Source organism: Streptomyces sp. NBC_00989, from assembly GCF_045162655.1.
Taxonomy (GTDB): domain Bacteria; phylum Actinomycetota; class Actinomycetes; order Streptomycetales; family Streptomycetaceae; genus Streptomyces.
In genome coordinates, this window is sequence record NZ_CP108728.1 from 1,643,984 (window position 1) to 1,670,686 (window position 26,703).

At 69.9% G+C, this 26,703-nt stretch carries 22 protein-coding genes; 9 read left to right on the forward strand and 13 right to left on the reverse strand.

Translation table 11 applies throughout. The features are described from left to right. Positions 1-130 precede the first annotated feature (130 nt). Complete coding sequence (locus OG714_RS07455; RefSeq protein WP_406119440.1) at positions 131-382, forward strand: hypothetical protein; 252 nt, start codon at positions 131-133, stop codon at positions 380-382. On the opposite strand, the gene OG714_RS07460 is transcribed toward OG714_RS07455, so the two are convergent. The 7 genes from OG714_RS07460 to OG714_RS07490 all read right to left on the reverse strand — a co-directional run bounded on the left by OG714_RS07460 (position 346) and on the right by OG714_RS07490 (position 10,862). Then, positions 346-1,035 carry a hypothetical protein gene (locus tag OG714_RS07460; RefSeq protein ID WP_406119442.1) on the reverse strand — a complete coding sequence of 230 codons (690 nt, stop codon included), beginning with the start codon at positions 1,033-1,035 and terminating at the stop codon, positions 346-348. The genes OG714_RS07455 and OG714_RS07460 overlap by 37 nt on opposite strands. A gap of 264 nt (positions 1,036-1,299) precedes the next feature. Continuing rightward, complete coding sequence (locus OG714_RS07465; protein ID WP_406119443.1) at positions 1,300-4,314, reverse strand: alpha-mannosidase; 3,015 nt, start codon at positions 4,312-4,314, stop codon at positions 1,300-1,302. Between the two features lie 56 nt (positions 4,315-4,370). Next, positions 4,371-6,431, reverse strand: coding sequence for an endo-beta-N-acetylglucosaminidase (locus tag OG714_RS07470; protein ID WP_406119445.1), 2,061 nt, complete (start codon positions 6,429-6,431; stop codon positions 4,371-4,373). Then, the gene (locus OG714_RS07475) at positions 6,428-7,684 is read right to left on the reverse strand and encodes a glycosyl hydrolase (RefSeq protein ID WP_406119446.1); all 1,257 of its coding nucleotides are present in this window, start codon (positions 7,682-7,684) and stop codon (positions 6,428-6,430) included. The genes OG714_RS07470 and OG714_RS07475 overlap by 4 nt, the downstream gene beginning before the upstream one ends. Before the next feature lie 90 nt (positions 7,685-7,774). Then, complete coding sequence (locus OG714_RS07480) at positions 7,775-8,677, reverse strand: carbohydrate ABC transporter permease (RefSeq protein ID WP_406119447.1); 903 nt, start codon at positions 8,675-8,677, stop codon at positions 7,775-7,777. Beyond that, entirely contained in the window at positions 8,674-9,561 is an 888-nt protein-coding gene (locus OG714_RS07485) for a carbohydrate ABC transporter permease (protein ID WP_406119448.1), read from the reverse strand. Before OG714_RS07485 ends, OG714_RS07480 begins: the two co-directional genes overlap by 4 nt. Positions 9,562-9,569: 8 nt before the next feature. After that, positions 9,570-10,862: an ABC transporter substrate-binding protein gene (locus tag OG714_RS07490; RefSeq protein ID WP_406119450.1), complete on the reverse strand. Its 1,293-nt coding sequence runs from the start codon at positions 10,860-10,862 to the stop codon at positions 9,570-9,572. Positions 10,863-11,134: 272 nt separating this feature from the next. On the opposite strand from OG714_RS07490, the gene OG714_RS07495 reads away from it, so the two are divergent. Together OG714_RS07495 and OG714_RS07500 are read left to right on the forward strand one after the other, a co-directional pair. Then, positions 11,135-12,142 (forward strand): LacI family DNA-binding transcriptional regulator, encoded by a 1,008-nt coding sequence (locus OG714_RS07495; RefSeq protein WP_406131747.1) that lies wholly within the window; start codon positions 11,135-11,137, stop codon positions 12,140-12,142. Positions 12,143-12,212: 70 nt separating this feature from the next. Beyond that, positions 12,213-13,016 carry an SAM-dependent methyltransferase gene (locus OG714_RS07500; RefSeq protein WP_406119451.1) on the forward strand — a complete coding sequence of 268 codons (804 nt, stop codon included), beginning with the start codon at positions 12,213-12,215 and terminating at the stop codon, positions 13,014-13,016. An 88-nt stretch (positions 13,017-13,104) separates the two neighbouring features. Here OG714_RS07500 and OG714_RS07505 read toward each other — a convergent pair whose 3' ends face one another. Then, entirely contained in the window at positions 13,105-13,653 is a 549-nt protein-coding gene (locus OG714_RS07505; RefSeq protein ID WP_406119453.1) for an ATP-binding protein, read from the reverse strand. Positions 13,654-13,869: 216 nt separating this feature from the next. On the opposite strand from OG714_RS07505, the gene OG714_RS07510 reads away from it, so the two are divergent. Together OG714_RS07510 and OG714_RS07515 are read left to right on the forward strand one after the other, a co-directional pair. Beyond that, entirely contained in the window at positions 13,870-14,121 is a 252-nt protein-coding gene (locus OG714_RS07510) for a DUF397 domain-containing protein (protein ID WP_033279071.1), read from the forward strand. Positions 14,122-14,281: 160 nt separating this feature from the next. After that, positions 14,282-15,187 carry a helix-turn-helix domain-containing protein gene (locus OG714_RS07515; RefSeq protein WP_406119455.1) on the forward strand — a complete coding sequence of 302 codons (906 nt, stop codon included), beginning with the start codon at positions 14,282-14,284 and terminating at the stop codon, positions 15,185-15,187. A 22-nt stretch (positions 15,188-15,209) separates the two neighbouring features. Here OG714_RS07515 and OG714_RS07520 read toward each other — a convergent pair whose 3' ends face one another. Beyond that, positions 15,210-16,757 (reverse strand): alpha-L-fucosidase, encoded by a 1,548-nt coding sequence (locus OG714_RS07520; protein WP_406119456.1) that lies wholly within the window; start codon positions 16,755-16,757, stop codon positions 15,210-15,212. A 22-nt stretch (positions 16,758-16,779) separates the two neighbouring features. Next, on the reverse strand, positions 16,780-18,633 hold the full coding sequence (locus OG714_RS07525) for a family 20 glycosylhydrolase (protein WP_406119458.1): 1,854 nt from the start codon (positions 18,631-18,633) through the stop codon (positions 16,780-16,782). Positions 18,634-18,986: 353 nt separating this feature from the next. Here OG714_RS07525 and OG714_RS07530 point away from each other — a divergent pair, with 353 nt between their 5' ends. Continuing rightward, positions 18,987-20,330 (forward strand): amidase, encoded by a 1,344-nt coding sequence (locus OG714_RS07530; protein ID WP_406119459.1) that lies wholly within the window; start codon positions 18,987-18,989, stop codon positions 20,328-20,330. A gap of 47 nt (positions 20,331-20,377) precedes the next feature. Here the strand turns inward: OG714_RS07530 and OG714_RS07535 are convergent, their stop codons facing one another. Together OG714_RS07535 and OG714_RS07540 are read right to left on the reverse strand one after the other, a co-directional pair. Further along, the gene (locus OG714_RS07535) at positions 20,378-20,860 is read right to left on the reverse strand and encodes a GNAT family N-acetyltransferase (RefSeq protein ID WP_406119460.1); all 483 of its coding nucleotides are present in this window, start codon (positions 20,858-20,860) and stop codon (positions 20,378-20,380) included. A 55-nt stretch (positions 20,861-20,915) separates the two neighbouring features. Beyond that, the gene (locus OG714_RS07540) at positions 20,916-21,089 is read right to left on the reverse strand and encodes a hypothetical protein (RefSeq protein WP_199810877.1); all 174 of its coding nucleotides are present in this window, start codon (positions 21,087-21,089) and stop codon (positions 20,916-20,918) included. A gap of 1,154 nt (positions 21,090-22,243) precedes the next feature. Here OG714_RS07540 and OG714_RS07545 point away from each other — a divergent pair. From OG714_RS07545 to OG714_RS07555, 3 genes are all read left to right on the forward strand, one after another. After that, positions 22,244-23,572 (forward strand): glycoside hydrolase family 16 protein, encoded by a 1,329-nt coding sequence (locus tag OG714_RS07545; protein WP_406119462.1) that lies wholly within the window; start codon positions 22,244-22,246, stop codon positions 23,570-23,572. 165 nt (positions 23,573-23,737) lie between these two features. Further along, complete coding sequence (locus tag OG714_RS07550; RefSeq protein ID WP_406119464.1) at positions 23,738-24,313, forward strand: HD domain-containing protein; 576 nt, start codon at positions 23,738-23,740, stop codon at positions 24,311-24,313. A gap of 25 nt (positions 24,314-24,338) precedes the next feature. Further along, entirely contained in the window at positions 24,339-25,148 is an 810-nt protein-coding gene (locus OG714_RS07555; RefSeq protein ID WP_406119465.1) for an SDR family oxidoreductase, read from the forward strand. 34 nt (positions 25,149-25,182) lie between these two features. On the opposite strand, the gene OG714_RS07560 is transcribed toward OG714_RS07555, so the two are convergent. Continuing rightward, positions 25,183-26,676 carry an SDR family NAD(P)-dependent oxidoreductase gene (locus tag OG714_RS07560; protein WP_406119467.1) on the reverse strand — a complete coding sequence of 498 codons (1,494 nt, stop codon included), beginning with the start codon at positions 26,674-26,676 and terminating at the stop codon, positions 25,183-25,185. Positions 26,677-26,703 lie beyond the last annotated feature (27 nt).

Consider the following 26,703-nt stretch of genomic DNA (forward strand, 5'->3'; position numbering starts at 1 on the left):
CATGACCGTCCCGTTCAGGGGGACGAGGGCATCGGGGGATGACGATGGACAGCGCGGTGGAAGTGGTCCTGTCCGTGACGAGTGAGGGGTCCGCGAACCAGCGGGCCACCGAACTCCGGGAAAGGGGACCGTGGGGGGCGACGGAGACCGCGCCACAGCCATCGGAACCGCGTCCACCGCGAAGGCGGACCTGGTGTCGGTGACCGGCGCCGGCCGACTTCAACTGTCCTTCAGCGACGTCGACTTGGCGACCGCCGAGGTATGTGCGGCGCGGGGCGCCTCGGCGGCCGGGCAGCTGTGGCGCGAGTCGTTCCCCGCCGACCCGCCCTGCCGGGTCCGTGGCGGTCAGCGCCCCGCGACGAAGTCGTCGACCTTGCGATAGGCCACGCGGGCCACCTGCTGGGCGACGTCCGAGTCGGCGGCGTCGCCGAGGGTCATGATCGCGAGGCTGATCACGATGCCCTTGGGGTGCACGACGTACACCAGGTCCGTGTTCTCGCGCAGCCCGAGGACCGTCGTCGCCACCCGCCCCGCCACCGTGCGGTCACCGAACTTCGGGAAGGCGAGCGGACTTTGGTCGCCTGTGTACTCGCCCACGAGGAGCCGGTGGCATTCCCGGAAGGCGTCGGCCTCCAGCCCTACTTCCGTGCGGGCGTCCTCGATCCTGCGCAAGGTGAGCGCCTCGGACAGCACCGTCACGGGCTGATACCGGTTCATCCGCACCTCCACGGTCGGCCGCAGCGGTGGTTTCCGGTACCCGGCCACTCTGCCCGACGCCGGGCAGCCCGAGGAACCCGAAGACGCCGGGCTCGCCGAAGGCGACGGGGAGGGAGACGGGGACGGGGGAATGGAGAAGCCGTCGAGGTCGCCGGGGGCGAGGAGCGCGGCGGCCAGATGGGGCGGCACGGCGGACTCCGCCGCGGTGCCCGTGCCGGCCGGCTTCCCGACCGACCGCTTCGCCACCGGCGTTTCCACGGACGGGACTTGGCCTCCCGGCGTGCACGCGGCCAGCGTGAGCGCACCGGTCGCGGCCACGCACATCAGGCCCCGGCGCACGGCCGGACGGACCCGATGGGCGACACCCCTGAACGCGATTCCTACGGCCCCGGCGCATGACGTCTCCCCCGCGCCACTCCCCCGCCCGCCGGTCCTGGTCCCCGACGGCGCCTGGCGCGATACCGGACGATACGCACCGAAAGAGGCGACATCACCGGTTCCGCCGGATCGCACGCGGCACACGGGCCGTGCGGATACCATCACCGCCCGTGTGCGCGCCCGGTCGTCGGCCTGCCGCCCGCCTCAGCTCCGTCGCAACCTGAGGGTCATCAACTGGAAGGGCCGCAGGGCCAGTTGGATACGGTCCCCGTCCCACCCGGGCGCCGCCTCGTCGGCCAACGGCCGCTCCAGCAGGTCTACGACGTCCACCGCGTCGAACGCGAAGCCCACCGTCAGGGTCGCCCTGGCCCGTCCGCCGTGCGCCTCGTGGAAGCGGACCACGACGTCCCCGCTCCCGTCGTCGGCCAGTTTCACCGCCGTGACGACGACCGCGTCCCGGTCGACGCCCACCAGCGGCGCGACCTCCTGCCCGCCCTCGACCCGCCGCTCCGGCAGGTTGATCCGCCAGCCCTCGCGGACCGCGTCGCCGATGCCCGCGCCGGGCACCAGTGCGTGCCGGAAGCGGTGGACACCCTGGTCGGTCTCGGGGTCCGGGAAGCGCGGGGCGCGGAGGAGGGAGACACGGACCGTGGTGGTCGTACCGTTGTCGCCGTCGCTGCGGACCGTACGGGTCACATCGTGGCCGTACGTCGAGTCGTTGACGACGGAGACGCCCCAGCCGGGTTCCTCCAGGTGGACGAAGCGGTGGTTGCAGGCCTCGAACTTGGCCGCCTCCCATGAGGTGTTGGTGTGCGTGGGGCGGTGGAAGTGCCCGAACTGGGTCTCGGACGCGTAGCGTTCGGCGTGCACGTCCAGCGGGAAGGCGAGCTTGAGGAACTTCTCGGTCTCGTGCCAGTCGACCTCGGTGTCGATGAGCAGCCGCCGCTCCCCGGGGGCGAGGGACAGGACCTGAGTGACCCGGGACGCGCCGAAGGACCGTACGATCCGCACGGCGTTCCCGTCGGCCACGACCTCGTCGGCGTCCGTGAGGTCGGTGACCGTGTTGCGGTAGAACTCGTCGACGTCCCAGGCATCCCACATGTTCGGGAAGTCCGGGTGGAGTTGGAGCAGGTTCGCGGCCCGGCCGGGGGCGATCGTCTCGCGGTCGGCCTCGATGTCGTAGGCGGAGACGACGAGTCCCCGGCCGTCGATCTCGACGCGCAGGAGGCCGTTCTCCAGTACGTGTCCGCCGCCGACCCGGGTCGCGAGTGCCGTCTCGCCCCGCACCGCCGGGGTCTGGGCGCCGCCCGCGGAGACGCCCTCGCGGGTGTGGGGCGCCGAGTTGAAGAGGAGGGTGGTCGTGCCCTCCCCCGCCAGCGCGTACTGGGCCGCGTCGATGATGCCGTTCAGCTCCGCCGCGATCCGCTCGTACGCCCGGCGGGCCTCGCGGTGCACCCAGGCGATGGACGAGCCGGGCAGGATGTCGTGGAACTGGTGCAGCAGCACCGTCTTCCAGATCCGGTCCAAGTCCTCGTACGGGTAAGGGAATCCGGCCCGGACCGCCGCCGTCGCCGCCCACAGCTCGGCCTCGCGCAGGAGGTGTTCGCTGCGGCGGTTGCCCTGCTTGGTCTTGGCCTGGCTGGTGAGGGTGGCGCGGTGCAGTTCGAGGTACAACTCGCCGACCCAGACGGGTGGTTCGGGGTATTCGGCCTCGGCCTTCTCGAAGAACTCCTTCGGGGTCTCCCAGGCCACGGTCGCCGAGCCTTCGAGGTCGCGCAGGCGGGCCGCCTTGGCGACCATCTCGCGCGTGGTGCCGCCGCCTCCGTCGCCCCAGCCGGTGGGCGCGAGGGAGTGCCGGGCGACGCCCTTGTCCTTGAAGTTGCGTGCCGCGTGGGCGATCTCGCGGCCCTGCATGGAGCAGTTGTAGGTGTCGACGGGCGGGAAGTGGGTGAAGATCCGGGTGCCGTCGATGCCCTCCCAACGGAAGGTGTGGTGCGGGAACTTGTTGGTCTGGGACCAGGAGATCTTCTGCGTCAGCAGCCACTTGGACCCGGCCGCCTTGATGATCTGCGGCAGTCCGGCGGCGAAGCCGAAGGTGTCGGGCAGCCAGGCCTCCTCGTTCTCGATGCCGAACTCGTCGAGGAAGAACCGCTTCCCGTGCACGAACTGACGGGCCATCGCCTCCGAGCCCGGCATGTTGGTGTCCGACTCCACCCACATGCCACCGGCCGGCACGAACCGCCCGTCCGCCACCGCCTTCTTGACCCGCGCCCACACCTCGGGCCGGTGCTCCTTCACCCAGGCCCACTGCTGGGCCTGCGACATGGCGAAGATGAAGTCCGGCTCGTCCTCAAGCAGGGCCGTCATGTTGGAGGTTGTGCGCGCCACCTTGCGGACGGTCTCCCGCAGCGGCCACAGCCACGCCGAGTCGATGTGCGCGTGCCCGATGGCGCTGATGCGGTGCGCGGACGGGACGGCGGGCGTGGACAGGACGGCCGACAGCTGTGAACGGGCGCGCTCCGCCGTGCCGTTGACGTCCTGGAGGTCCACCGCGTCCAGCGCCTTCTCGATGGCCCGCAGCAGGTCCCAGCGGCGGGCCGAGTCCACCGGCAGCTCGGCCATCAGCTCGCTGACGACCTCCAGGTCGAGGACGAGCTGCCAGACGTTCTCGTCGAGAACGGCGAGGTCCATGCGGGTGAGCGTGTACTGGGGCTCGCTCCCGGCGGTCTCCTTGTCGCCCAACTGCGTGGGCAGGAAGGGGTGGTAGTCGAGGACGACGGGGTTCGAGGCGGCCTCGATGTGCAGCCGCACCTCCTCGCCGCCGGCGACGGGCGCCCCGATCCTGACCCACTGGTTGCGCGGGTTGAGGCCCTTCACCGGGGTGCCGTCGGGCCGGTAGACGAGGCCCTCGCACTGGAAACCGGGCATGTTCTCGTCGAAGCCGAGGTCGAGCAGCGCCTCGACGGTCTTCCCGGCCCACTCCTGGGGGACGGTCCCGGTGACACGGAACCAGCTGGTCCCCCAGGGAGCACCCCACCGGGCACCCACCTCGATCGGTTCGGGTGTGCCCGCGAGCCCCTCGGCGACGGGCACCGGCTCGTCGGGCGCGTGCCAGACGGCCACCTCCAGCGGCACGGACTCGGGGTACACGGCGGGACGGATGCGCTCTTCGAGGACGCGCTTGAGGCGGGCTTCGACCAGGCTGCGGTCGTCATGCATGCGGGGTGCTCCGTAGCTCGGTTGCGGGTGGGGTCACGGCTGTCGCCAGGCGGGTGCTACCAGGTGTGCGCGACGGTCACGGGGGCCGACGCTGTGTAGAGCTCCCCGGTCGCGCGCAGTTCGAACCACGCCTGCTCCTCGCCCTGTTCGGCCTGCAGGCCTCCGACGAAGAAGGCCCGCTGGCAGGTCCCGCCGAGGAACCGCCGGGTGCCGTCGGGCAGGAGCCGGTGCAGCGTGTAGTGGCGTACGGCGCCGGGCGCGGCGTCCCAGGCGAAGCGCAGGTCGCCTCCGGTGGCGGCGGTGATCCGCAGGTCGGAGGGGGCCGCCGGCGGCTGGGTGTCGTTGACATCGCGAACAGCGAGACCGCCGAGCCGCCAGTTCACAGTGCTCCCGCTCGCGTCGGCCGCGGTGAGCCGTACACCGATCGTGTGCAGCGTTCCGGAGACGCCTGTGAGCGGCACGGTCACCGTCTGCCAGCCGTTGACATCCGTCACAGCCTGCACGCCGTTAACCGAGTTCACAGGCAGATACGTGTACGGCGGTGTCGAGCCCGCCGTGCTCGGCTCGGCGGTGGCGACGGCCAGCTCGACGTTCACACTGCCCGAGTCGGTGCGGAACGTCAGGTCGACCACCGTGTCCTCACCGATCGGCAGCTGTGAACCGTACACATCCACAGTCGCCGGTTGATCCAGTACACCCGAGACCAGCACGCTGCTGCCGCCCCGCCAAGCGGACGCGAAGTCGAAGGTCACAGCGGGCCGTTGCCCGGTCGTCCGCACCACCCAACGCCGGGACGGCAGTCGGTCCTGGAGCCCCAGGTGGTTCCATGCCGTGTCGGAGGTGACCGCCCCGTCCTCGTACCAGCGCAGCCCGTGCCCGGTGTTGAAGACGCTCGCGAACGGCAGCGCGCCGCCCACCGTCGACCGGTCCGCGACCGAAACGGCCGGTGCCCGCCAGGTGTCCGTGCCGTCCGGCTTCGACGGGTCGAGCGAGCGCCCGGTCCAGAACCGGTCGTCGGCGGCGTGGAAGTCGCCGGGGGTACGGCTCGCGGGCAGGTGGTTGCGGGTCCACTCGGGCCGGTAGAAGCCGACGGACGTGATGTGCGCCTTGGTCGTCGGCACCATCGCGTCCCAACTCACGGACGTACTCGACCCGTTGGACTCGACGTCGACACCGGCCCACAACTCGTAGCGGCTGCGCCCAAGCCCGTCCGCCTTCGTCCCGGACGCGGCGAGGGTGCTCGTGCTCCAGCGGAAGTCGATGAACATGGAGTCGGCGGCCTGGAAGAACGCCTGGTTCGACGTGTTCAGGGCGCCCTGCCAGCTGACCGTCCCGTTCACGGTCATCGCGTCGTACCAGGTGACCCGCTGCCCCTGGGCGGCGGCGAGGGACTTCAACTCCCCTACGAAGCCCTGCATGTCCGTCCCGAGGGCGGTGTTCCCGCCACTGGTCTCGGCGTTGACGAACCACCCGTCGAAGCCGTACGCGGCGGCGACCGCGACGAGTTGGGCGGCCAGCGGATAGTGCCCGGCGGAGTCCTTCTGGACCAGGTCGCGGGTCCACTGGAGCTGTCCGCCGTAGGCGACGGGCGGCAGGAAGATGTTGCCGAGGACGGGTACGCCGTGCCGGTGGGCGGCGTCCACAATGGGCGCGTTCGGGGCGAGGATGATGCCCTCGCCGGACGAGCCGCCCCAGAAGACGAGTTCGTCGAGGTAGGACCAGTGGGTGAGGGCGTAGTAGTCGGCGGTGGCCGCGCCCTGCGAGGGGTTGCTCGACGTCGGTCCGAAGGAGACCAGGGACTGGATGCGGGCCTGGCCGGAGCGGGCGGTGCTGTTCGCGGGGGTCGGTGTGAAGCGTGCGGCCAGCGGGACGGCGGCCGCGTTGAAGGCGAGGTCCGCGTCCCCGGCGGCGGTCCAGGTCTTCAGGCTGTTCCAGGTGATGCCGGTGCCCGGGGTACCGGAGGGCAGCGAGTCCGGGTACCAGTAACTGGCGTACGGCTGCCCGGTGTTCGCCGCCGCCTGCTGGGCGGCGAAGGCGGGCGTGGGCAGTTGGGGCAGCAGGGTGGCCGCCGCGCCGGCGAGCAGGACGGTGCGTCTGGTGGGGCCCTGGGGGGTCACGAGCTGGTGTCTCCTTGTGGGGTGGGGAGTACCTGGTCGGGAGTGACGACTTCGGTGATGCCGCGCGCGGCGAGGTGTTCCTTGTCGTCCGCGCGCACGTCGAGGACGGTCGCCGGTCGGGCTCCGTCGGCGACGAGTCGGAAGTAGGCGTCGAACACCGGCCCGCCGGGCCCGCAGACCGAGCGGACCGAGGGATCGGCGGGGACCACGAGCGCCGTCGTGCGGGTGGCGGGCGTGTACGTGGGCTCGCGCGCCGCCTCGGCCAAGACCAGCGCGATGTCCTTGGGTCGCCGGTCGTTGGTCAACAGGCCCAGCCCGTATTCGAGTTCGGGGAAGTCGGCGAGGTCGCGGGACACGTCGTGCGAGCACCACCAGGTGATGCCCCAGAGGTCGGGGCAGTCAAGGGCGTTGGCGATGGTCGCGGAGGCGAAGTCGGCCGCGTGCTCGGCGGGTACGAGCGGCTGGGGCGCGCCGACCTCCTGGAGCCAGACGGGCCGGTGCGGTTCCTCGGCCCACGCCTTGCTCAGCTCGATGAGGTACGCGGCGTGGTGTTCGCTCGGGACGGAGGTACGGCCGTGGCGTTGGGCGGTGCCGTTGAAGACCCAGGAGTGGACGGCCGTCATGGCGCCGCGGCGGGCGGCCTGGGCCGGGGTGAACGGCATGTCGTCCTGGTACCAGGTCGCGTCGTACTCGGCGTGTAGATGCGGCTTGCCGGGCGCACCCTCCGCGCAGGCGGCGAGCATCCGTCCCAGCCAGGCGTCGATCTGGTCCTCGGTGGCCCGGTCGGGGTCCGGATGCGGGCCCGCCGAGAACTGGTTGACCTCGTTGCCGAGGGTCATGCCGATGAAGTTCGGCCGGTCGGCGAGGGCGGCGGCGAGCGTGCGCAGGTAGGCGGCCTGGCCGTCGAGGACGTCCGGGTCGGTGAAGAGGTTGCGCCGGTGCCAGGTCCGGGTCCACGCGGGCAGGTAGTCGAAACTGCTCAAGTGCCCTTGCAGACCGTCCACGTTGACGTCGAGCCCGCGCTCGCCGGCCGCGTCCACGAGGTCAACCAGCTGCTCCACGGCCTTCGTTCGGATCAGGGTCCGGTTGGGCTGGAAGTACGGCCACAGCGGGAAGACTCGGATGTGGTCGAGGCCCAGCTCAGCGATCGAGTCGAGGTCGGCGCGCACGGAGTCGAGGTCGAAGTCGAGCCAGTGGTGGAACCACCCTTGGCTGGGCGTGTAGTTGACGCCGAAGCGCACGGCAGAAGACATCGGGATCCTGGTTCTGTAGTGCGTACGGGACGGGTCTGTAGCGCGTACGGGAGGGGTCTGTAGTGCGTACGAGCGGGTGTCGACCGGCGATCAGCCCTTGACCGCGCCCTCGCCGACGCCCCGGAAGAAGTACCGCTGGAGGCAGGCGAAGAGGGCGATCAGCGGTGCCACGGCGATGACCGTGCCGGCCGCGACGAGCCGTTCGTCGTTGGCGAAGGTGCCGTGCAGATAGTTGAGGCCGATGGTGAGCGTGAACTTGGACGGGTCGCTGAGCACGATGAGCGGCCACAGGAAGTCGTCCCAGGCGCCCATGAAGGCGAAGATCGCGACGACGGCGATGGTCCCATTCACGGACGGCAGCGCGATCCGCAGGAACCGCTGCCACACGTTGGCGCCGTCGACGTAGGCCGCCTCCTCGATCTCGTACGGCAGGTTGAGGAAGGCGTTGCGCATCAACAGGACGTTCATCGCGCCGATGCAGCCCGGGAGGACCACCCCGATCAGGGTGTTGTTCAGGCCCAGCTCCCGCATGGTGGTGAACTGGGCGATGATGATGCCCTCCACCGGCACGAGCATCGCGAGGATGAAGACGAGGGTCGCCACGCGGCGGCCTCGGTAGCGCAGGCGGGCCAGGGCGTAGCCCGCGAGGGCCGAACCGACGCAGTTCGTCACGACGTTGGCGGTGGCCACCTTCAGCGAGTTGAAGGCGTAGTCCCAGACGGGGATGGTGTCGGCGACCCGCTTGTAGTTGTGCAGGGTGGGGTGTTCGGGGAGGAACGTCGGCGGTGAACTGTAGATGTCCTCGGTCGGGCCCTTGAGCGAGGTGGAGAGCTGCCACACGAAGGGGCCTACGGTGATGGCGAGGACGACGAGCAACAGCGTGTAGCGCAGGGTGAGTTCCCAGACGCGGATGCGGCGGCCGTGCTCGTCGGTGATGCGGGGTTCGCGAACCGCCGTCTCCTGGACGGGCCTTGTGCGCTCGATGACGCTCAAGCGTCCTCCTTCCGGTCGGCCCGCAGCACGAGCAGCATCAGCGCGACGGTGACGACGAAGACGACGACCGAGAGCGCGGAGGCATAGCCGACCCGGCCGGTCAGACCCGTGCCCGTGCGCTGGACGAGCATCACCAGGGTGGTGTCCTCGCCGGCCGGTCCGCCGCTGGGGCCCGCCATCAGGTACACCTCGGAGAACACCTTGAAGGCGGCCACCGAGGACAGTGCCCCGACGAGGACCATCGTGGAGCGGACGGCGGGCACGGTCACCGTGAAGAAGCGGCGCACCGCGCCCGCGCCGTCCACCGACGCGGCCTCGTGCAGTTCGCGCGGCACACTCGCGAGCGCGGCCAGATAAATGATCATGTAGTAGCCGAGGCCCTTCCAGACCGTGACGGCCATCGCGCTCAGCAGGAGCAGCCACTGGTCGCTGAGGAAGCCGATCCGTCCGACGCCGATCGTCTCCAACAGCGAGTTGACCAGGCCGCGTTCGTCGAGCAGCCACACCCAGATCAGCCCGACCACGACGATCGACGCGACGACCGGCGTGTAGAAGGCGGACCGGAAGAAGGTGATGCCGGGGATGTTCTTCTGCACCAACAGGGCGAGCAGCAGCGGGAGTACGACGAGTGCGGGGACCACCCCGAGGATGTACAGCGTGCTGTTGCGCAGGCCGGTCCAGAACATGTCGTCGTGCCACAGCTCGCGGAAGTTGGCGAAGCCCACGAAGTGGCCCGGGATCAGGGTGCGCCGGTCCGTGAAGGAGTTGATCACGGTGGAGGCGAAGGGGTACAGCACGAAGACGCCGACGACGAGCAGCCCGGGGGCGGCGAACAGCCAGGGACTGGTGGGCAGTTGGCGCCGCACGCGGGACACGTCGGCCATGGGGACCCTCAGCCTTCCTGCTGGAGCAGCGTGTTGCACGCCTTGACAGCGTTGTCGAGAGCCGTCTCGGGGCTCTCCTTGCCCTGGAGCGCCTTGGCGACCTCGTTGCGCAGCGCGGTCTTCATCTGCTCGCTGAACAGCACCGGCGTGTAATTGACGGCGTTCTTCAGGGACTTGGCGGCGGCGATCCGTACCCGTGTCTCGTCGGTGCCGTCCTCCTTGGTGAAGTACGGGTCGTCGAGGGAGCCGGCGGTGCTCGGGAAGATGGCGACCTTCTTCGCGAACGACATCTGCTGCTGGGCGTCGGTGACGTAGTGCGCGAAGGCCACCGAGGCGGGGGTGTGCTTGGTCTTGGAGTTGACCATCACGCCCATCACGTACATGTTGACGTGCCCCGTGCTGGTGATCTGGTCGGTGATGCCGATGTTCTTATAGAGGGTGGGCGCCTGCTTCTTGAAGTTGTCGAGGTCCAGGGCGCTGCCGGGGTTCATGGCGACGGCGCCGGTCAGGAACTTCTTGCCGGACGACTCCGGGGTGGCGGTCAGCGCTTGCGAGTCGAGGGCCTTCGCGTCGTACAACTCCTTGTACTTGGTGAGGAGTTCGACGCCCTTCGCGTCGTTGAAGGCGAAGGCGGTGCCCGCCTTGTTCATGAGCTGGACGCCGTAGCGGCCGAAGTCCTCGACGGTGGGGACGTTGGCGAGGGTCGCCACCTTGCCATCGGTCTTCTGGGCCAGCTGGAGGGCCTGGGCGAAGAGTTCGTCGTACGTCTTCGGCGGCTGGTCGGGGTCGAGTCCGGCCTGCTTGAAGAGGGACTTGTTGTAGAAGAGCGGGCCCGTGTTGAGGTACCAGGGGAAGGCGTAGGTGCCGGTCATGCCCGGTATCTCGTGGCTGGCCCAAGCACCGGGCAGATACTCGCTCTTGTACTTCGCGGCCGACTTGTCGAGGTCGAGCGCGAGGCCCGCCTTGGCGAGCGGGGCGACGAGGTCCGGGGAGACGTTGACGACGTCGGGCAGGGTGCCGCCGGCGGCGTCCGCGCTGATCTTGTCGGCGTAGCCCTCGGCGGGCTGGTCGATCCACTTCACATGGGTGCCGGGGTACTTCTTCTCGAAGCCGGAGATCACGCCCTCGAAGTAGGACTTGAAGTTGGCGCGGAGGTTCCAGGTCTGGAAGGTGATGTCACCCTCCACCTTGCCCGAGGCGTCGGTCGAACCGCCGTCGTCTCCCCCGGAACCGCAGGCGCTCAGCGGCATGAGGACTACGGCGGCGGCAGCTGCGGCGAAGACTCTGCGGGAGATGCGCACGGCGAGTGGCTCCTTTGCAGTGGGGGTTGGCCAATCGTGCCGGGGCAGACCTTGCACGCTCTCCGGCGGGCGAGTCAATGGATTCCGCTCAGCTAAATTCATTAGTTGGCCGGATCCAGACAACTACACAGGTCAGAGAGGTGTGTTCGCATTCTTGCGGTGGATCACTAATGCGCTTTAGGGTGTGCGGACTCAAGCGCATTAGCGCGCGGCACCGGTGGAATGGAGGGCAGGGGTTGTCAGGCAAGCGGTCGCCCGCGCGTCGGCCGACGATGAAGGACATCGCGCAGCGCGCCGGCGTGTCCGAGAGCGCGGTCTCCTTCGCGCTCAACGGCCGGCCCGGCGTCTCCGAGATCACCCGTGACCGGGTGCGCCGGGTCGCGGAGCAGCTGGGCTGGCGGCCGAGTACGGCGGCGCGGGCGCTGTCCGGGGAGGGTGCGGCGACGGTCGGTTTCGTCCTCGCCCGGCCCGCGGACACCCTCGGCGTCGACTCGTTCTTCCTCCAACTCGTCTCGGGCATCCAGGAGGTGCTCGCCGAGCGCCATCTCGGGCTGCTCTTCCAGATGGCCGAGGACGTCGACGACGAGTGCGCGGTGTACCGGCGCTGGTGGGCCGAGCACCGCGTGGACGGCGTCCTGGTGGCCGACCCGCGCACCGACGACCCGCGGCCCGACCTCCTCGACGAACTGGGCCTGCCCGCCGTGGTGATCGGCGGCGCACCCGACGAACGGCATCCCGGTCTGTCGACGGTGTGGGCGGACGACGCGGGCGCGATGGCGTCGGTGGTCGACGAGTTGTACGCGCGCGGCCATCGGCGGATCGTGCACATCGCGGGCCTGCCGGGCCTCGCGCACACCGAGCGCCGCATCCGCGCCCTGCGCGCCGAGTCCGCGCGGCGCGGGCTGACCGAGGTGCGCTCGGTGACCACCGACTACTCGGACGCCGCGGGCGCCGCCGTCACCCGCCGGGTCCTCGAAGTCGCGGCTCCCCCAACGGCGTTGATCTACGACAACGACGTGATGGCTGTCGCCGGGGTGGCCGCCGCGGCCGAACTCGGCTTCTCCGTACCGGCGGACGTGTCGGTGGTCGCCTGGGAGGACTCCGCGCTGTGCCGCATGGTCCGGCCGTGGCTGTCGGCGCTGTCCCGCGACAGCGTGGAGTTCGGCCGTACGGCGGCGCGGGAGTTGACCGCTCTGCTGGACGGCGGTCCGGCGCGCACGGTGCGGGTGCCGGTGCCCCGGCTGATCGAACGGGACAGCACGGGGACGGCGCGGGACTGAGCGTGCCGTAACTCCCGATTCGAGTCCGAATCGCCGGACACCGCCGGGTACTTCGTGTGAGGCTTTGCCCATGACCTCCGAAGACCCGCTGGCCGACCGGCTCCAGCTCGACCGGCCGCACTCCGCCCGTGTGTGGAACTTCCTCCTGGGCGGCAAGGACAACTACGCCGCCGACCGCGAAGCCGGCGAAATGATCGTCCAGATGTTCCCGGACATCGCCCTGCTCGCCCGACTCCAACGACGCTTCCTGGTAAGGGCGGTGCGCTATCTCGCCGAGGAGGCGGGCATCCGCCAGTTCCTCGACATCGGGACCGGCCTGCCCACCGTCGACAACACGCACGAGGTGGCGCAGCGCATCGCGCCCGAGAGCCGCATCGTGTACGTCGACAACGATCCGCTGGTGCTGGTGCACGCGCAGGCGCTGCTCACCAGCACCCCGGAGGGCGCCTGCGCCTATCTCGACGCCGATGTGCGCGACCCCGAGGGGATTCTCGAAGTCGCCGCCAAGACACTGGACTTCAGCAAGCCGATCGCGCTGACGATGCTGGGCATCCTGGGCCAGATCCCGGACTCGGACGAGCCCGAGTCCGTCGTGGCCCGCTTCCTGGAGGCCCTGCCCCCGGGCAGCTACCTCGCGCTGAGCGACGGCACCGACACCAACGCCGCGCTGAACCAGGCGATTTCGGTGTACAACGCCAACTCCGCCAGCTCGTACCACCTGCGCGGCCCCGAGCGGATCGAGGCGTTCTTCGCGGGCCTGGAGGTCATCGAGCCCGGCATCGTACCCACCTCGCAGTGGCACCCGGAGCCGGTCGACGTGGGCCGAGACCCGTCCGACGTGGACGCGATCTGCGGCATCGGCCGCAAGGCCTGAGCAGCAACACGGAAGAGGGGCACCGGCAGTTACCGGTGCCCCTCTCGCCTTCCCAGGTCTCTCTCGTCGGAGGCGCGTGTGTCTCGGGTCAGATCCTGAACAGCGCCCAGACCGTCTTCCCGCCGCCCGCCCGCAGGTTCCAGCCCCACGACTCGCTCAGCGCGGAGACCACCTGCAGACCGCGCCCGGACTCCGCGAACTCGTCGGGGTGCCCCTCGACAGGTATGCGATCACTGTCATCGGTGACCGCGCACATCGCGTACGGCAGCCGGTCCCACACCGCGAGCCACAGTGAAGGCTGCGGCTCCGCACGGGAGTTGGGCGCCCGCCCGTAACGCAGCGCGTTGCTCACCAGCTCCGACACGGTGACCGTCATGTCGTCGACGAGTTCGTCCCCGGCCCGGCCGGCCAGTGCCGCGCGGGTGAAGTCACGTGCCACCTGGGCCGATCGAGGCATCGGCGGCACGACCAGGACGGAACAGAGGGCCGGGTCGCATCCGTCGCCGACGGCGGGCACCAGGGTGACGGCCTGTCCCGGGTCGGGCGGTCCCACCTGGTCGACGGCTCTGCACAGCCACTCCCAAGTCCCCTCGATCCGCAGGGTGTCGACCGGTCGTACGACTTGCTCTGCGGACATCGCGACCCCTGAGACCCCTGGGAAGAGAGAACACCTGCGCGCACTACACCTGTCCGGAGCATCGTCCTCCGCCTGCCCCTGCGAACGCAAGTGCATCGGCAATTACCGCTGCAATTGCAGACGATCTTGCGAGCGGCCCACCCGAGGGCTATCGTCCTGCACATCACCAATGGATGCAATTGAAGCTGCAATTGCATTCGATCTTCCGGGGGAGCGATGAGGCCTCACATAGAGCACGCGAACGGCATGTCGGCGACCCTGCTGAGCGACGCGCAGTGGCGCAAGAGCCACCACAGCAACCCCGAGGGCAACTGCGTCGAGTTGGCCGCGCTCTCCGACGGCCAGGTCGCCGTGCGCAACTCGCGTCACCCCGAAGGTCCGGCGCTCGTCTACACCAGCGCCGAGATCTCCGCGTTCGTCCGCGGTGTGAAGGACGGCGACTTCGACGGCCTACTCCCCGGCCGCTGAGGTCAGGCAAACCCGCGGATTGGCCGGAAGGCGCCGGACACAGGCCGGCACCTTCCGGCTCCTTCACTCCCCGCAGTTATCCGGAACCTCGGTGCTACGATCCTCTCTTGAGTCCCGAAAACTTGCGGACGGTATCGGCGCGACCGCCGAGGGGATGAACATGACTGCAGCTCAACCGGAATACGCTCCCTCGGGTTCGGACGTGCTGAGCCTTCAGCGCGGCGGTCCGACGGTCCAGCGCATCATGCTGGGCACGCGTCTGCGCCGCCTGCGCGAGTCCCTCAACATCACCCGGGACACGGCCGCTTCGGCGATACGCGCGTCGGACGCCAAGCTCTGCCGCATGGAGCTGGGCCGCGTCGGCTTCAAGGAGCGCGACGTGGCCGACCTGTTGACGCTGTACGGCCTCCAACAGCCCGATGTGCGCCAGGAGTTCCTGGACTCCGCCCGCCGTGCCAACGAACCCGGCTGGTGGCGCGCGTACGGCGACGCCTTCCCGACCTGGTTCGAGCAGCACCTGGGTCTGGAGGAGGCCACCTCCCTCATCCGCACCTACGAAGTCCAGTTCATCCCGGGCCTGTTGCAGACCGCCGCGTACGCCGAGTCCGTCATCCGGCTCGGCCGTCCCATCGACACCCCGGACGCGATCCAGCGCCGTGTCGAACTCCGCATGACCCGGCAGGAGTTGCTCACCAGACCCGGCGCTCCGAAGCTGTGGGTCGTGGTGGACGAGGCGGCGCTGCGCCGTCCGCTCGGCGGGGCGGACGTGATGCGCGAGCAGTTGCGGCACCTCATCGAGACGGCCGCCCTGCCGAACGTCACGCTCCAGGTTCTGCCGTTCCACGTGGGCGGCCACGCGGCCGCCGGCGGTCCGATCACCGTGCTGCGCTTCCCGGTGCCGGACCTGCCGGACATCGTCTACCTCGAACAGCTCACCAGCGCCCTCTACTTGGACAAGCCCGAAGAGGTCGACCGCTATCTCGCGGTCATGGACCGGCTCAGCATGGTGGCCTCACCGGCCCCCGAGTCGGTGGCCTTCCTGGAGAAACTCCTCAGCGACATGTGAGGTCAGGCGAGTCCGCAGTCGCTCAGACCTGTGACCGGTACAGCCCGAACTCCGCGATCTTCACGGTGTCCCGGGCTGCCGTCACACGAACTCGCCACCGCCTAGCGCGTACAGGCGCGGCCAGCAGCAGGATGCGGCTCGCGCCGATCGTTCCCGCGCGGGTGACCTCCGTCCACGCCCCGTCGGCGTACGCCTCGACGACGAAGCCCTCGACCTGCTGGCCGTAGCGCCCTGTGTCCTCCGCCAACCGGACGCGGTCGACGGCCTGTTGCGTGCCCAGGTCGACGGTGACCCGGCCCGGCGAGGTGGTCGTCCGGGCCCCGCGCGCCAGGTCCTCGGGCAGTTCCCGGTCCACGCGCTCGCGGAACTCGCGCAGGCGTGCCACGTCCGGGGCCGCCAGCACGCCGTCCGTGTCCGGTGGGACGTTGAGCAGCAGGACCGAGTTCCGGCCGACCGAGCCGAAGTAGATGTCGATCAACTCGTCGACGCTCTTGGGGACTTGGTCCGGGTGGTAGAACCAGCCGTCGTGGATCGACACATCGCACTCGGCGGGCCACCACTGGAGGTAGTCGGTGTTCGGCTGCGCCGAGACCAGCGCGCCACGGCTGCCCTCGTCGGGGGTGTCGTACGACAACGCCCAGTCCGTGCGCCCGTACTGCTCCTCCTTCACCGGGAGGACGCTCCACTCGTCCTCCCGCGCGATGCCGCCCTCGTTGCCGACCCAGCGCACGTCCGGGCCGGTCACGGCGATCGACGCGTCCGGGGCCAGCGACCTGACCAGGGTGTACCAACTGTCCCAGTCGTAGTCCTCGACGTGGCCCGGCGGGATGCGGCCCTGGGCGCCGTCGAACCAGACCTCGTCGATCGGACCGTACTCGGTCAGCACTTCGTAGAGGGTGTCGAGCATGTGGGCGCCGTAGTCGGTGGCGTCCAGAGTGTAGAAGGCGTCCGGGGAGCGGTCGTCGCCGTCGACGAGTGTCGGGATCGTGCGCGTGGCGCGTGCGCTGCCGTTGGCGTAGACGCCGTGGAGGTACTGGTTCTCGTCGGCGGGCGAGAGGTAGACGCCGGCCTTGAGGCCGTACCGCCGCATGGAGTCGGCGAAGGAGCGCAGTACGTCACCCTGGCCGGCACGCCAACTGCTGTACTCGACCGTGTGGTTGGTGTAGCGGGAGGGGTAGAGGACGAAGCCGTCGTGGTGCTTGACGGTGAGGATGGCGAGCTTGAAACCGCCGTCGCGCAGGGCGCGGGCCCACTGGTCGGTGTCGAGGCCGGTCGGCTGGAACACGTTCGGGTCCTCGTCACCGGTCCCCCACTCAAGCCCGGTGAAGGTGTTCACGCCGAAGTGCAGGAACGCCGTCCGCTCCAGTTTCTGCCAGGCCACCTGCCGTGCGGTGGGCCGGACTTGGGAGGCCTTGCGGACCAGCTCGGCCTCGGTGTCGTCGGGGCTGACGGGGATGCGGGAACGGGAGCCGGACGGGGGCGGGGTCGCCGCGAGGGCGGATGCCGTGGCGGTGCCGGTCGCGGCGAGTGCGGTGGCCGAGAGGACGAAGAGACGTCTGGAGAGGGCCATGGGGTGGGACTCCTCTGGTTGGTCAGTGGGCGGTCAAGTGCCAAGTGGAGGGCTGGTGTTGGTCCGGCGGGTACTGCACGAGCCGGCCGTCGTCCGCGACGCTCAGCGCCATCTGCGTGATCGCGTTCACGAGCCGGTAGCCGCCCGTCGCGGGCGCCAACTCCCAGCGCTGCATGGTGTTCGTGGCGTCGCAGGGCTGCGGGGTGGCCGAAACCCCGGGCTGGAGCGGCACGTTGAGGGTGAGCTTGCCGCCCTGTATCTCCAGGCAGCCCTCGGCGGTCCGCACCGTCGCATAGCCGTCCGGTGTGCGCCGCACCGTGGCGGCCATGGTCGCGCCCGCCGTCCGGAAGGTGTACGTCCCGTCCGCCACCGGTACCCGTGTCAGGTCCCGCCACCCGGGCGCATGCCCAACTGCCGTGCCCCGCGCGGTGAACGCGGCGTACGTGGCGTCGGGGTGCGGGTCGCCCCAGGTCGCCTGGGCGAGGTGCCGTAGCGCGGGCTCGGTGTCGGCGGTGACCTCGTTCTCGGTCTCGCCGCGTCCGTTGTCGGGCCAGAGGCTGATCTTCGCGCCGGTGATGCCGTCGCTGGAGGTGACCTTCTCGCCCTCGAAGCTGCGTGGGTCCCAGCTCTGGTCGTACAGGGCCTCGGTGTCGCTGTGGAAGCCGCCGCGGACGAGGTAGAGGGAGTAGGCCGCGTTCATCAACGGGTAGCCCTGGGCGATGAGTCGGCTCGGCTTCTCCGTGACGTTCAGCCAGTGCTCGACCGTCGTACCGGCGGCCACCGGCACGGTGTTGGCACCGGTGAGTCCGTCGTTCCAGATGCGCAGCTTCCTGCCCTTGCTCGCGGCGTAGGCCTGGACGCGGTTGATGAAGTCGATGTAGGCGTCCTGCGGGGTGGCGTTCGCGCCGTACTTCTCCTGGGCGTAGCGCAGCATCTGCGGGTACTTGGAGTAGTCGGAGCCGAGCATGTACTCGTCGGCGCCCATGTGCCAGGACGACGCGGTGAAGACCTGCGCGTACTCGTCCATGAGGCTCGTGTAGTAGTCGAACGCGGCCTGCTGGGTGACGTCGAGCCGGGCGGGCTGCTTGTTGCCGTCGCTGTCGGTGAGCTGGAGATCGGGGCGGTTCTCTATCCACGGGTCCATGTGGCCCGGGGAGTTGATCTCGGGGATGATCTCGACGTGGTACTTGTCGCCGAGCGCGACGAGACTGCGCATCTCGTCCCGGGTGTAGTAGCCCCAGGTGTTCGCCTCGGGGTGCGCGGCGCTCTTCACCTTGAGTTCGAGGAGCAGTTGGTTGAGCTTGTGGTACGCCATCTCGCGCACCAGGTTCTCCAGCCAGGGCAGGGAGATGTGGACGTAGCAGGCGCAGACGCCGACCCCGCGTTCCTTGTAGCGCGGTACGTCGACCGTGCGTCCGGCGGGGATGTGGTCGCCCTGCGCGAGCAGTTGGAGGAGGGTCCGGGTGCCGTAGAAAGCGCCGGTCTCGGTCGCGCCGGTCACCGACAGCCGTTCGCCTGCCTGGAGTTCATAGCCCTCCGCGCCCAACGAGCCCTTCGACGGCCGGACTTCGATCACGATGTCACCGGGCCGGGTGGCGCCGCCCCGCACGACGGGCACTGTTCCGTGACCGGCCGACTTGAGGTCGTCGGCGAGCGTGTCGGCGACCTCGCGTTCGCTCCTGCTGCCGGCCACGAGCCGGGTCCCGGCCCCGAAGTCGTAACTCCCGGGTTGGGGTGTCCAGTTGGAGAGCGCCGGCACGGTCACCGGCACCGCCCGCTCCTGCTGGACCGCGACCGCCGGCGCGGGTGCCGCGAGCAGTGCGAACACCGCCGCGAAGCCGATGAACCGGAACCGTCTCTTCCTGCACTCAGACATGCCACTCCACCGGTCGCGATTGATCGGACGACTGATAGTTGGACTGCGCTCAGGGACTGTCAATGGGCGGCGGGATCAGCCAAGTTGGGCCATTGATCGGATGACCAGCAGCTCAGTCGGAACCCGCCCGGTACCGGCCCACGAAAAGTCCAAGAAGACGGGACCGAATGTCCAAGGCCGGCGGCCCGTGGCTTTCCACAACCGGCAACCCGTGGTTCTCCACAACTGGCAACCCTTGGTTCTCCACGACGGGCAGCCTTTGGTTCTCCACGACCGCTCACCTCTCGACGCACCGCCCCGGGCGAGGCACAGTTCTCCCTACATACTCGCGAGTAGTGAGAAGGAGCGCGCCCGTGACCAGCTGGGTCGGCCGTACCGCCGTCGAGATCGCCGCCGCCGTACGCGAGAAGCGGGTCACGCCCCGTGAGGTGGTGGCCGAGCATCTCGCCCGGATCGAGCGGCTCGACGGGCGCATCGGCGCGTTCCGGGCGGTGCGGGCGGAGGCCGCCCTCGCGGAGGCCGACGAGGTGGGCGCGCGGGCCGATCTGGCCGAACTCCCCCTGGCGGGCGTGCCGGTGGCCGTGAAGGACAACCTCCCGGTGACCGGCGAGTCCAACCGGGTCGGCTCCGCCGCGACCCCGGACACGCCCGCCGACCACGACCATGTCACCGTGTCCCGGCTGCGGGCGGCGGGTGCGGTGGTCGTGGGGCTGACGAACGTGCCCGAACTGTGCGTCTTCGGCACGACCGAGGGCGTCCACGGCACCGCCCGCAACCCGTGGGACACCACCCGCACCGCGGGCGGTTCCTCGGGCGGCAGCGCGGCCGCGGTCGCCGCCGGCATGGTGCCGATCGCCCTCGGCAACGACGGCATGGGCTCGCTGCGCATCCCGGCGGCCAACTGCGGTCTGGTCACCATCAAGCCGGGGTTCGGGGTCGTACCGGCCGGCATCGGCGACGGCGACTGGTTCGGAATGTCCGAGAACGGACCCCTCGCGACGACCGTCGAGGACGCCCGGCTGATGTTTTCGGTCATCGCGGACATCGAGGTCGTACGCCCCGACGGGCCGACCCCCCGAAAAGTCGCCGTCTCCGTGCGCAGCCCGCTCGCCGGAGTCGCCGTGAGCAAGCCGTATACGACCGCCGTACGGGAGGCGGCCGGGCTGCTGACCAAGGCCGGTCACGCGCTGCACCGCGCCGATCCGCCGTATCCGCTGTCCCTGAGCAACACATCGCTGGCGCACTGGACGGCGGGCACGTCGGTGGACGCGGCGGGGCTCGACCCGCGGAAGCTGACGCGGCGGACCCGGGTGCACGCGGCGATCGGACGCCGGTTCGTGAAGAGCGTCCGTACCGGCAAGGCTCGGGAGCAGCTGCGGGAGCGCCTGACGCCGTTCTTCGCCGAGCACGACATCCTGCTGACGGCGGCGCTGGCCCGCCGCTCCCCCAAGGCCGGGCCGTGGCACGAGCGGGGCTGGCTGCGCAATGTGCTGGCGAACACCAACTACTCGCCGATGACGCCCCCTTGGAACCTCACCGGCTGGCCCGCGATGTCGGTCCCGTTCGGCACCCTGCCCTCCGGCGCGCCCTGCGCCGTACAGCTCGTGGGGCGGCCGGGATCAGAGGCGGCGCTGCTGGACCTGGCGGAGGAGCTGGAGAAGCTGCACCCGTGGGTGCGGACGGCGCCGCTCGACTAGAGGGTGCTTCCAGCAGGCGCTTCTAGAAGGTGCCTCTAGGGGCGCTTCTAGAGGGCTCGGTACATGACGTGCAGGCCGACGCGGCCGTCCCGGGGATGGTCGTAGGCGTCCGGCACCGTGCCCAGGATCGTGAAGCCGAAGGAGAGCCAGAGCTTGACGGCGGGGTTGGTCTCGACGACCGCGTTGAAGACCATGCCGCGAAAGCCCTGGTCGCGGGCGGCGGTGAGGATGTGCTCGGCGAGGGCGCGGCCGATGCCGCGGCCGCCGTGGTCGGGGTCGACCATGAAACCGGCGTTGGCGATGCGGTCGGCGGGGCCGCCGTAGTTCGGGGTGACGTAGGCCGAGCCGACGACGGTCCCGGTCTCGTCCTCGGCGACGTACACGCGCTTCGGCGGGGACGTCCACAGGGCCCGGGCCGCCTCTTCGGAGGTGTCCCGGGCCCAGGTGTAGGTGTCGCCGGCGGCGACGATCCGGTGCCAGAAAGGCCAGATCCGCGGCCAGTCGTCGGCCGCGGCTTCTCTGATCAGCATGGGCGTGATTTTCGCACGCCCATGCTGTCGGCGATCGCGATGGGTCCCGTGGGGGTCAGTCCACGCTGGGCAGGATGTGGGGCTCGGCGAGGTCGTCCTCGTAGCCCGCGAGTCGGATGGGGGCGGACCGTGCCCACACGGCCAGGCTGCCGAGCTCGTCGGACCGGTGGCCCGCACGCTCCGTGTGTTCCTTGGGGCGTTGCTCGCGATTCGTCTTCTCCGGTGTCACCGCGCACTCCTTATGTGTCGGGTCACCCTCGGGGCACAACCGGCCGTCTCCGGTCCGGTACCTGGCCCGCTCGGGCGTGGGTTGTAGGCAGTTCGGACGCGGTGGCGCCAGTTACTCGTGTGAGAGCAGGCCGTTGTGACCGGCTTGTCCCGGGACGGACCATGGGTGTGGGTGGGACCCCTTGTCGCTGTCCGTCTGCCTCAGATTAACCAAATGAGCGGCCCACCGCTCGATGGGGCTGAAAACATGGGGTAAAAATTAGGGACATGCAGCCACCGAGTCTGGCCTGCCCGGACCCGATGGGCTACCGGAGCCCGCGCACATCGCGTGCACGCCGGTGCGGTCAGGGAGCGTCCGGACTCGGCCACCGGACCTTCGCGCAGTCATCCCGCATCCGCCGGCCTTCGAGTTCGCTCAGCCTCCCGTCCACCCCCTCCCGCCCCCAACTGGCCCTCGCAGCCCGGCGAGAAGGTGCTCGACCAGGTTCTGTCCGGCGGCTCATGCGACTGTCGGCGCGTGGATCTCGGTGCTGGTCGCGGTGATCTGACGAACGGGGAGCGGGTACGGCTGGCCGCTCGGGTGTCGGAGCGTTTGCCTTCGACTCCTGAAGCCGCCGTGCAAGGTCCGCGATCGGCTTCAACGGCCGTCGGCTCGGCGACAGAACCCCCCTTCTGACGCCGTCATCGCAGAACCGCAGCTCAACGAGACAAAGCCGCGCTCGACCGATCACCGGAGGACGCTCCACAGCTCGGCGGAACTTGGTTCGGACCTTCTCCGGAGCTCCATAGAGCGTCGCCAGGAGACCTACTCCTCAACCGATCACGTTGAAGCCATTGACGCATGGAGAGCCGCGCCGGACACTCCTGCATTGAAGCGGCGATCCATGCCCGGCGAGCAGCCAACTCAAGCCGTTCTCACACGACATGACGGATCGTCCGTAATCAGCCGCGCGCACCAGGGATCCACGGTGCGGCGGCGTCGACGCAGAGGAGGACAACGAAGAACCGCAGACTCATGATCACCCTGAGAGCGCTCTCAAAGATGTCAGCAGACCATGTCGCCAGACGACGGAGACGACCTGCTCCCCAGCCCCACCAGGAGGCAGGCCCCCGCAGCACTCCCATCCCGCATGCTTGACAGGGAGCACCACAACGATGACAACCTCCCCACCACCTGCCGGTGTTCCGGCCGGCAGGCAGAGAACCGTCCCCCTCGTTCTGGGCAGCGCCCTGGTGCTGCTCATCGGCGCGCTCGCAGGCCTGATCGGCAGCGGCGGCAGCGCCTCGGCGGCCGTACCGGGCGCGCCGGCCGGTTGGACCACCCTCTTCTCGGACGACTTCAACGGCGCTTCCGGCAGCGCGCTGAACCGGACCGACTGGCTGTACGACCTGGGCACCAGTTACGCGGGAGGTGCCGCCAACTGGGGAACGGGCGAGATCGAGTCGGCCACCGACTCCACCAACAACGTCTACCAGGACGGCCAGGGACACCTGGTCATCAAGGCTCTCCGCGACGGGTCCGGCCACTGGACCTCGGGACGCATCGAGACCCAGCGCACCGACTTCGCCGCCCCGGCCGGCGGACAGCTCCAGATGAGCGCGTCCATCCTCCAGCCCAACCCGCAGAACGGACTGGGGTATTGGCCCGCGTTCTGGGCGATGGGCGGCGCGGCCCGCCCGGTCGGCGCGACGAACTGGCCGAGCATCGGCGAGTTCGACATCATGGAGGACGTCAACGCGCTGAGCCAGCACTCCACCACCTTCCACTGCGGCGTGTGGGCAGGCGAGTGCCACGATCCCGACGGCATCACCAGCAATCTTCAGCCGTGCGCGGGCTGCCAGACCGGCTACCACACGTACTCCGCGATCATCGACCGCACGAACACCTCCGCGGAGCAGCTCCGCTTCTACCTCGACGGCAATCTGACCTTCACCGTCAACGAGAACCAGGTGTCGGTCGCGACATGGCAGGCGGCCGTCGACCACGGATTCATGGCCATCTTCGACCTGGCGATCGCCGGTTCCTACCCCGACAAGGTCTGCGGGTGCAGTTCGGCCGCGCAGGCGGGCAGCATCACATCCGGTGCCGCCATGAGCGTCGACTGGTTCGCCGTCTATCAGCAGAGCCCGGGCGGGAGCACCACCGGCGGCACGACGACCGGCGGCACCACAGGCAGTACGACGGGCAGCACGACGGGCGGAAGCACCGGCGGAAGCACGACGACACCGGACTACACCGCCGGGGTGACCCACGTGAGCGCCAGTCAGGCGCAGATCACGTTCGTTCCGACCACACCCGCCGCGTACGTCGATGTGCACTACCTCGTCAACGGCACCGGCCAGCAGAACTTCCGGATGACCAACAGCGGCGGCACCTGGACACAGAACGTCACGCTCACCACCGGTTCCACCCTGACCTACTGGTTCACCTACGAGAAGAACGGGCCTCAGTACGACAGCCCGCACTACACCTACGTTCAGTGAGCCCTCCCGGGCCGGCCCGCCAGGGCCGGCCCGGGAACCGACCAGCGAACTCCGCCAAGCTACGCCGCTCAAGGCGTCACGCAGTTCAGGTCCCGTTGGCCGATCCGCAAGCTCGTCATGATCCCCTGAGGTTCCGCACAGGCTGTCTCGCGGGAGGACTGACGCATGGAGTTGCGCAGCGTCGAGGAGCTGATGGATCTGCTGTACGCGTGTCGGGGCGCCTGGGACACCCCCGACCGGAGCGGCGATCCGGTCGATCTGCACGACCATGCGCTGCAGACGGCCGCGCTGCTGCGCCGAAGTCGCCCCGCCGACAAGGAACTTCAGGTCGCCGGCCTGGTCCACGACATCGGGCATCTGCTGCGGCCGGGTGACGGCGCCGGGCACGCGGACCACGCGGCGGACGCCGTCCGCGCCCTGCTCGGCGAGCGAGTGGCCCACCTGGTCCGCCTGCACGTGCCCGCGAAGCGCTATCTGGCGGCCTCCTCCCCCGGCCGCGACCTGTCCGCCCAGAGCACGCTCACCCTCCGGACGCAGGGCGGCCCCATGTCCCCCGCTGAGGCCGCCGCCTTCGAACGCGACCCGTTCGCCGACGACGCGATCACCTTGCGCCAGGCCGACGACGCGGGCAAGGTCGTCGGCCTCGACGCCGGCGTCCTGGAGGACTGGCGCACAGTGCTGGGCATCGTCGCCGCCCAGCACTCACGACTGCCCAACTCCCGTCTGGGGGCTGTTGACTGACGGTCCGTCATGAGACGGTACGGCGATGACGTCGTCGTACGGTCTGCGAGGTCGGGTCGCCCTGGTCACCGGGGGCACGCGCGGGATCGGCCGCGCGGTCGCCGAGGCGTTCGCCGGGGCCGGGGCGCTGGTGTGCGTGAGCGCGCGGGATGTCGACGAAGTGCGCCGCAGCGCCGAGGAGTTGGGCGGTGTCGGTCTGGCCGGGGATGTCGCCGATCCGGAACACCTGCGCGAGCTGACCGAGTTGGCGCTGCGCGCCTTCGGGCGGATCGACGTGGTCGTCAACAACGCGGCGACGAACCAGCCGTACGGCCCGCTCATGGACGCCGATCCGGACGCGTGGCGCACGGCGTTCGCGGTGAACGTCGAGGCGCCGCTCCGGTTGATGCAGTGCGCGTGGCGGGCGTGGATGCGAGAGCACGGCGGCGCTGTCGTCAACGTGTGCACGGAGGGCGCCGGTCATGTCGGGCCGAACGTCGGGGCGTACGGCACCAGTAAGGCGGCCCTGCTTCATCTCACGCAGCAGCTCGCCGGTGAACTCGCGCCGACGGTGCGGGTCAACTCCGTCTCCCCCGGGCTTGTCCGCACCGACATGGCCCGGTTCGTGTGGGAGCCCGGTGAGGCGGAGGTCGCCGCCGGGCTGCCGCTCGGCCGGATCGGCGAACCGGCCGACATCGCACGCGCCGTGCTGTGGCTGGCCTCCGACCAGGCCGAGTGGATCACCGGGGCGGAGCTGCTGGTGGACGGCGGGACCCGGGTGCGGGCGGCGTACGCGTCGGGCGGGTACGCCGTCCACGACCGGCTGCGGTCGGCGGCGCCGCCTCACCGCACCTGACAGCGAGCCCGCACCACTCGACGCCGGTCGCGGACTACCACTTGCCCGGCGCGTAGTCCTTCAGGAAGACGCCGTACAGGTCCTCGCCCCGTTCGCCGAGGACGATCGGGTCGTAGACGCGGGCGGCTCCGTCGATCAGGTCGAGCGGGGCGTGGAAACCCTCCTCGGCGAGGCGGAGCTTGTCGTAGTGGGGGCGTTCGTCGGTGATCCAGCCGGTGTCGACCGAGGTCATGAGGATGCCGTCGCTCTGGAACATCTCCTGGCCGCTGGTGCGGGTCACCATGTTCATCGCGGCCTTGGCGGCGTTGGTGTTGGGGTGTCCGGCGCCCTTGTAGCCGCGGCCGAAGACGCCTTCCATCGCGGAGACGTTGACGATGTACGCGCGTCCGCTCCTCGCGGACTTCGCGGCGGCGGCCATGGCGGGGCGGAGCTTGCTGATGAGGATGAACGGGGCGGTGTAGTTGCAGAGTTGGGTCTCCAGCAGCTCCACCGGGGAGATCTGCTCGATGGTCTGCACCCAGGTGTTGGTGTCGACGACGTCGGGGACGAGGCCGCCGGCGTCGATGGCGGTGCCGTCGAGGTGCCGGGCGACGCTGGCGTTGCCCGCGACCAGGGCGAGGTCGGCGACCTGCTGGGCGTCGAGGCCGCTGATGCCGACGGGCAGCGCGGCCAGGCCGTCGACCGCGCCGGAGCCGAAGGCGCCGATGACGTGGTGGGCAGGGAGTTCACCGGCGGGCAGCGGGGCACTCTCGCCGTCGACGAGCGCGGCGTAGGCGGAGGGCAGGCGGCGTACGGTCTGGGTCGCGTTGTTGATCAGGATGTCGAGGGGGCCCGCCTCGGCGAGTTGGTCGGCGAGGGCCACGACCTGCGCCGGGTCGCGCAGGTCGGTGCCGACGACCTCCAGGCGGTGCAGCCAGTCCGCCGAGTCGTCCATCGCCTTGAAGCGGCGGATGGCGTCCTTCGGGAAGCGCGTGGTGATCGTCGTGTGGGCGCCGTCGCGCAGCAGCCGCAGCGCGATGTACATGCCGATCTTGGCGCGGCCGCCGGTGAGCAGCGCGCGCTTGCCGGTGAGGTCGGCGTGGACGTCGCGCTTCTCGCGGTTCAGGCGGGCGCAGTCGGGACAGAGCTGGTGGTAGAAGTAGTCGACTTCCACGTACCGGGTCTTGCAGGTGTAGCAGGAGCGGGGGCGCTGGAGTATCCCGGCGATCCGGCCCTCCTCCGTCACCGACGACGGGAGGAGGCCCTCGGTCTCGTCGTCGATGCGCTGGGCGGAGCCGGTCGCGGTGGACTCGGTGACGGCCTTGTCGTGCGCGGTCTTCGCGGCCCGGCGCTCCTGGCGGCGGCGCTGCTTGACGCTGCGGTAGATGCCCGCGGTGGCGCGGCGGACGGTGATCGCGTCGGGGTGGTCGACGTCGATCTTCTCCAGCTCGTCGAGCACGCTGAGGCAGACGGCCAGCCGCTCGGGGTCGATGCCGGGCCCGTACACGACCTCGTCCGGGGTCGTGGAGCCGTTCTCTGTCACCGTCATCGCGCTGCCGTTTCCTTGGGTCATCCG